The organism is Hamadaea sp. NPDC051192 (assembly GCF_040682475.1).
Classification (GTDB): Bacteria; Actinomycetota; Actinomycetes; order Mycobacteriales; family Micromonosporaceae; genus Hamadaea; species Hamadaea flava.
On the sequence record NZ_JBFBAZ010000258.1, the window covers coordinates 1 to 4,713 of the forward strand.

The 4,713-nt window shown below is 71.3% G+C and carries 7 protein-coding genes; 5 read left to right on the forward strand and 2 right to left on the reverse strand.

Going from position 1 to position 4,713, the window contains the following annotated elements:
* Positions 1–222 precede the first annotated feature (222 nt).
* Positions 223–729 (forward strand): SigE family RNA polymerase sigma factor, encoded by a 507-nt coding sequence (locus AB0M47_RS42070; RefSeq protein WP_363424471.1) that lies wholly within the window; start codon positions 223–225, stop codon positions 727–729.
* Entirely contained in the window at positions 726–1,175 is a 450-nt protein-coding gene (locus tag AB0M47_RS42075; RefSeq protein ID WP_363424473.1) for a hypothetical protein, read from the forward strand. The genes AB0M47_RS42070 and AB0M47_RS42075 overlap by 4 nt, the downstream gene beginning before the upstream one ends.
* Before the next feature lie 122 nt (positions 1,176–1,297).
* On the opposite strand, the gene AB0M47_RS42080 is transcribed toward AB0M47_RS42075, so the two are convergent.
* Positions 1,298–1,858 carry a TIGR03086 family metal-binding protein gene (locus AB0M47_RS42080; protein WP_363424475.1) on the reverse strand — a complete coding sequence of 187 codons (561 nt, stop codon included), beginning with the start codon at positions 1,856–1,858 and terminating at the stop codon, positions 1,298–1,300.
* A gap of 88 nt (positions 1,859–1,946) precedes the next feature.
* On the opposite strand from AB0M47_RS42080, the gene AB0M47_RS42085 reads away from it, so the two are divergent.
* On the forward strand, positions 1,947–2,513 hold the full coding sequence (locus AB0M47_RS42085; RefSeq protein WP_363424478.1) for a TetR/AcrR family transcriptional regulator: 567 nt from the start codon (positions 1,947–1,949) through the stop codon (positions 2,511–2,513).
* Positions 2,514–2,516: 3 nt separating this feature from the next.
* Here AB0M47_RS42085 and AB0M47_RS42090 read toward each other — a convergent pair whose 3' ends face one another.
* Positions 2,517–3,512 carry a hypothetical protein gene (locus AB0M47_RS42090; RefSeq protein WP_363424480.1) on the reverse strand — a complete coding sequence of 332 codons (996 nt, stop codon included), beginning with the start codon at positions 3,510–3,512 and terminating at the stop codon, positions 2,517–2,519.
* Positions 3,513–3,544: 32 nt separating this feature from the next.
* Between AB0M47_RS42090 and AB0M47_RS42095 the strand changes: the two genes are divergently transcribed.
* Both AB0M47_RS42095 and AB0M47_RS42100 read left to right on the forward strand, forming a co-directional pair.
* The gene (locus tag AB0M47_RS42095; RefSeq protein ID WP_363424482.1) at positions 3,545–3,883 is read left to right on the forward strand and encodes an Imm51 family immunity protein; all 339 of its coding nucleotides are present in this window, start codon (positions 3,545–3,547) and stop codon (positions 3,881–3,883) included.
* Between the two features lie 15 nt (positions 3,884–3,898).
* Entirely contained in the window at positions 3,899–4,648 is a 750-nt protein-coding gene (locus AB0M47_RS42100) for an SDR family NAD(P)-dependent oxidoreductase (RefSeq protein WP_363424485.1), read from the forward strand.
* Positions 4,649–4,713: the final 65 nt, after the last annotated feature.

Sequence of the window (4,713 nt, forward strand, 5' to 3'; positions counted from 1 at the left end):
CCCCGCAAAGCCCTCGGCTTCTACACCCCCGCCGAAACCCTCGCCCGTAAGCTCCACGAAGGCAGTGTTGCGACCACCCCTTGAGCCCAAGGCCGGTTGTCACCGGCATATCCGTGATCTGCTGCCAACTCGCGCGAAGCGCGGCCGCCGGTTGGGGCGCGGCGGAAACGCGACGGATAGGTCGGGGAGAGCTGGGCGTCTGTAGGGGTGGAGGGAGGTCGTATGGACGAGCACGAACGGTTCGCCGAGTTCGCCCGGGTGCGTACGCCCGCGCTGATTCGGGCGGCGTACCTGCTCACCGGCGATCAGCATGCCGCCGAGGATCTGGTGCAGTCGGCACTGACCAAGACGTACGCCCACTGGCGCCGGGTCCGGCACGAGGACCCGGAGGCCTATGTGCGTACGGCGATGTATCGCGAGCAGGTCAGCTGGTGGCGGCGGCGGTCACGGCAACGGCAGGTCGCCCCGACCTGGGCGCTGCCCGAGCTGCAGCCGGACCCGGCCGATCACGCCGGGTTGCGGCTGGCGATGCGGCAGGCGTTGCTGCGGCTGCCGCAGCCGCAGCGGGCGGTCGTCGTCCTGCGCTACTACGAGGACCTCTCGGAGACGCAGGTCGCCGAGATCCTGGGCTGCTCGATCGGGACCGTCCGCAGCCGAGCGAACCGGGCGGTCCAACGGTTGCGGGAGACGCTGCCGACGGCCGAACCACTTGTGGAGGTGCGGGCATGAACCAGTTCGACGACTTCCTCCGGTCCACCCTGTCCGAGATCGCCGAGGAGGCAGTTCCAGTGAATCTCACCCAGCGGGCCGTGGTCGCGGCCCGGCGCAAGCGCGCCACCACTCTCGCGGTCGCGGGGGTCGCGGTCGCCACGATTCTCATCGGTACGCCGATAGCCGTGGCCGCCGCCGGTGGCGGGCAGACGCCCGCGACGCCGTCCCCGTCGCCGTCCGCACCTGTCCCCTCGCCGTCGTCGACGCTCCCGCCGACGACCGTGCCGACTCCGTCCGGCTCGGTTCCGACGGCCGTGCCGTCCCCGTCGAAGCCGGGGCAGCCGACGCCGTCCGAGACGGACGGGAAGCCGTCAGGCGTCCCGAGTCCGTCGCCCACCAAGCCGGTGGTCGTGCCGTCGCCGAGCCGGCCGGCCAACTACCCGAGCCCGAGCCCCACGCCGTAACCCGAGCCCGACGCCGTAGCCAGAGCCGGCGCCGTGGGTAGGGGCGGCGCCGTGGGTAGGGGCGGGCACGAGTGACGTGGCGCAGGTATCGCACGCGGGATGCCTGCGCCACATCACGGCCGTCAGAGGCCGGTCCGTCCCAGGTACGCCAGCAGCCGCCGATGCGGCACAGCGTCTGCGGCGATCGGTTGCTCCGGGCCGAACGCGCCCATCCGCCGGAACGGCTCGATGTCCATGCCCCGCATCGTGGCGAGCAGGTGCGTGCACGCGTCGTCGTCGACGAGGTCGGGGCGGCCGATCACCACGGCGAGGTCGGCTCCGTGCACGAGTACCTCGGTGAGATGGATCAACGCGGCGGCTGGTGCGGGCATCGGCCCGAACGACAGCTGCACCGTCCTGTTCAGGGCGTCGGGTTGGCGCCAGGCGGCCTGGTCGAGCGCGTACGCGAGTGCGTAAGCGGTCTGGTGGTCGTCGCCCAGCCAGTCGTCGTGGTGATCGCCGCCGGCCGGTACGCCGGTCAGCTCGGCGGCGAAGATCCGCATCCCGCCGACGAGGTGGTTCAGCTCGAAGCGCACGTCCCAGCCGGCGCACGGTGACGGGTCGCCGAGCTGGCCGGGGGACACGCTGCGCACGATGCCGCTGGTCATGCCGAGGGCGGCGTCGATCTGGTCGATCACGGTCACGACGACTCCTAACGCAGTGGTTCACTGCGTTAGGACGCTAGTATCGGCGGGTCGCTAACGCAAGTGTGAGCTGCGTTAAGCTGAAGTCATGGTGGACAAGCCCAAACGGCCCGGCGGGCGCAGCGCCCGCGTACGCGCGGCGGTGCATCAGGCCGTCACCGAGCTGGCAGCCGAACGTGGCTACGGCGCGTTCACCATCGGCGACGTGGCCGCTCGAGCGCAGGTCGCCGACACGAGCATCTACCGCCGATGGGGCAGCCTGGAGGCACTCAGCGCCGACGTGGCGCTCGACTGGCTCACGACGTCGTCGCCGATGCCCGACACGGGCAGCCTGCGCGACGACCTGCGGGCGTACGCGGCGGGCGTCGCGCGTGAGGTCAGCGGGCCGTCGGGGCTCGCCGTACTGCGGCTCGTCATCGCCTTGGCGGCGTCCGGTGAACCGGGAATCGCCGCCCGCGAGCGGTTCATCGCCGAGCGGGGCGGCCAGTTGCAGCAGCTGCTGGACCGTGCGACGGCGCGCGGCGAACCAGCACCGTCCACACTAGACATCGTGGATCACGTGCTCGCGCCGTTGTACGTACGCGTCCTCTTCGGTCTCGGCCCGCTGACGCCGGAGTACGTCGACGACCTGGTAGAGCGGCTGCTGAAAGCGTGAGGTTCAGAGGCAGACGTCCACGCCGAGCGTCCCCGCGGTCACCCGCTTGCGGAACGTCTGCGGATCCTGAGCTTTCAGGTCGAAGCCGAGCACCGGCCCGCTGACGGAGCTGCCGGTGACCTGAATTCCGTCCGGGTCGCCGGCCAGCCCGCCGACGGTACGCACCGCCGCCGCCCGCCCCTCCCGATTCGCCGCCGCGGCGCGCTCGTCGGCGAACGTCAGTCCCGCGTACGCCGTGGTCGCCGAGGTCACCGCGGTGAGCTGCGCGTTCGGGGCGGTGAACGGGCCGCTGAACAGCCCGCGTACCGCTTGCATCATCTCGGGAGTGGCGCGGCCCTTGCTGACCACGTGGTCGAGTTTCGCGCAGGCGGCGGAGCCGACAGACACCGCGGCGGTGACCACGGGGCGGGCGGCGACCGCCGACAGGAGTGGCTTCAGCGCGTCCAGCCGGCCGAGCGGGTGCGGCGGGGCGGCGAGGACGGAACGGACCGTGGTCGCGTCCGGGCTCGCGACGAGCAGCCGCCGGTCGAGGTCGACCCCGATGGTCCGCGCCGGGATCGTCCACAAGTGACTTCGGTCTATGGTTCCGGTGTAGACGGTGCCGTCGGCGCGATAGCCCAGCGTGGTGAGCTTGCCGGGCAGCGCGGCCAGATCGGCGTCGGCGTAGTGCAGGATCACCGTCGTGGTCGTGCCCGGCTGCCACAGGTCCAGCTCCCAGTCGGCGTCGATCGACCGGATGCCGAGATCACGTTGCAGCGCGTCGTCGTCACGGATCAGCGCAGCGGCGAAGGCGCCCGAGTCCTTGTGCCCCAGCGCCTCCCAATCGGTGAACAGCGCGTTCGCGTCGGCCAGCTCGGGGGCGAGGTCCAGCGCGGCGGCCATCGTCGAGTCGGGCTGGCTGCCGGTCGTCGTCGAGCCGGGGGAGCAGGCGCCGGCAGCGAGTGCGACGCCGATGCCGACGGCGACAGCGACGGCATGGAAGAGGCGCACTGAAAGCACGCTGGGACCCTAGTCGATGCGACAATGCCGCGGTGCATCCGCTGAAGCTGGTCGAGACGACCCCCGGCAAGTACTCGCTGCTGCTCAACGCGGGATCGACCGCGGTGGACGAGCTGATCGAGGAACTCGGCCACGAACCCAACGGCTACTTCTGGGAAGGCGTCGCACAGCTCGTCGTGCGAAACGACGCGCCCGACCTGGCCGGGCGGCTCGCGTACGACCCGGAAGGCGGCATGTTCTGCGCCTACGGCACGGACCGGGCCGCGCTGGAGGACCTCGGCGCGCGGATGAGCGCGCTGGCGAACGATCCGGACGGCATGCGTGTGCTGGTCGCGCGGGCCGAGGAAAGCGGGTTCGAGTTCGACGATTGAGGATAGGTTGAGGCCATGGCTAGCTATCCGGATCTGGCGGGCAAGACGGTCGTGGTCACCGGCGGTTCGCGTGGCATCGGCGCGCAGACCGCTCGGGCGTTCGGCGAACAGGGCGCGCGGGTCGCGGTGATCGGCCGCGACCAGGCCGCGCTCGACGAGGTCGCGTCCACATTGCCCGTCGGGCTCGCGCTCCGTGCGGATGTCACGGACTTCGCCCAGATCGATCAGGCGACGGTACGCATAGAGCAGGAACTGGGTCCGGTGGAGGTGCTCGCGGCGTTCGCGGGTGGGCAGGGCGCTCCGGCGCCGAGCTGGCAGCTGGACCCCGCCCGGTGGCGTGAGGTGCTCGAGTCCGACCTGACGTCGACGTTCCTGACGATCCGGGCGTTCCTGCCCGGCATGGTCGACCGGGGCCGGGGCGCGATCGTCACGATGTCCTCGGCGGCGGGCCGTCAGCCGAGCCGGGCCAACGTCGCGTACGCGGCCGCCAACGCCGGGGTGGTGATGCTGACCCGGCAGCTGGCCGACGAGGTCGGGCCGCACGGCGTACGCGTGAACTGCATCGCGCCGTCGTCGATCCGGACCGAACGCGTCGAGCGGATGATGCCGCCGGAGATGGCCGAGCGCATCGCCGAGGCGCATCCGCTGCGCCGCATGGGCACCCCCGACGATGTCGCCTCGGCCGCGGTGTTCCTGGCCTCGGACGCGTCCGGCTGGATCACCGGAGTGACCGTCGACGTGGCGGGCGGCAAGATCACCAACTGAGCCTGCCGCCCGCTGTTTTGCGGCTGGATCAGGGTTCCAGGTCGAATCTTGGGCTGTGATTCGAC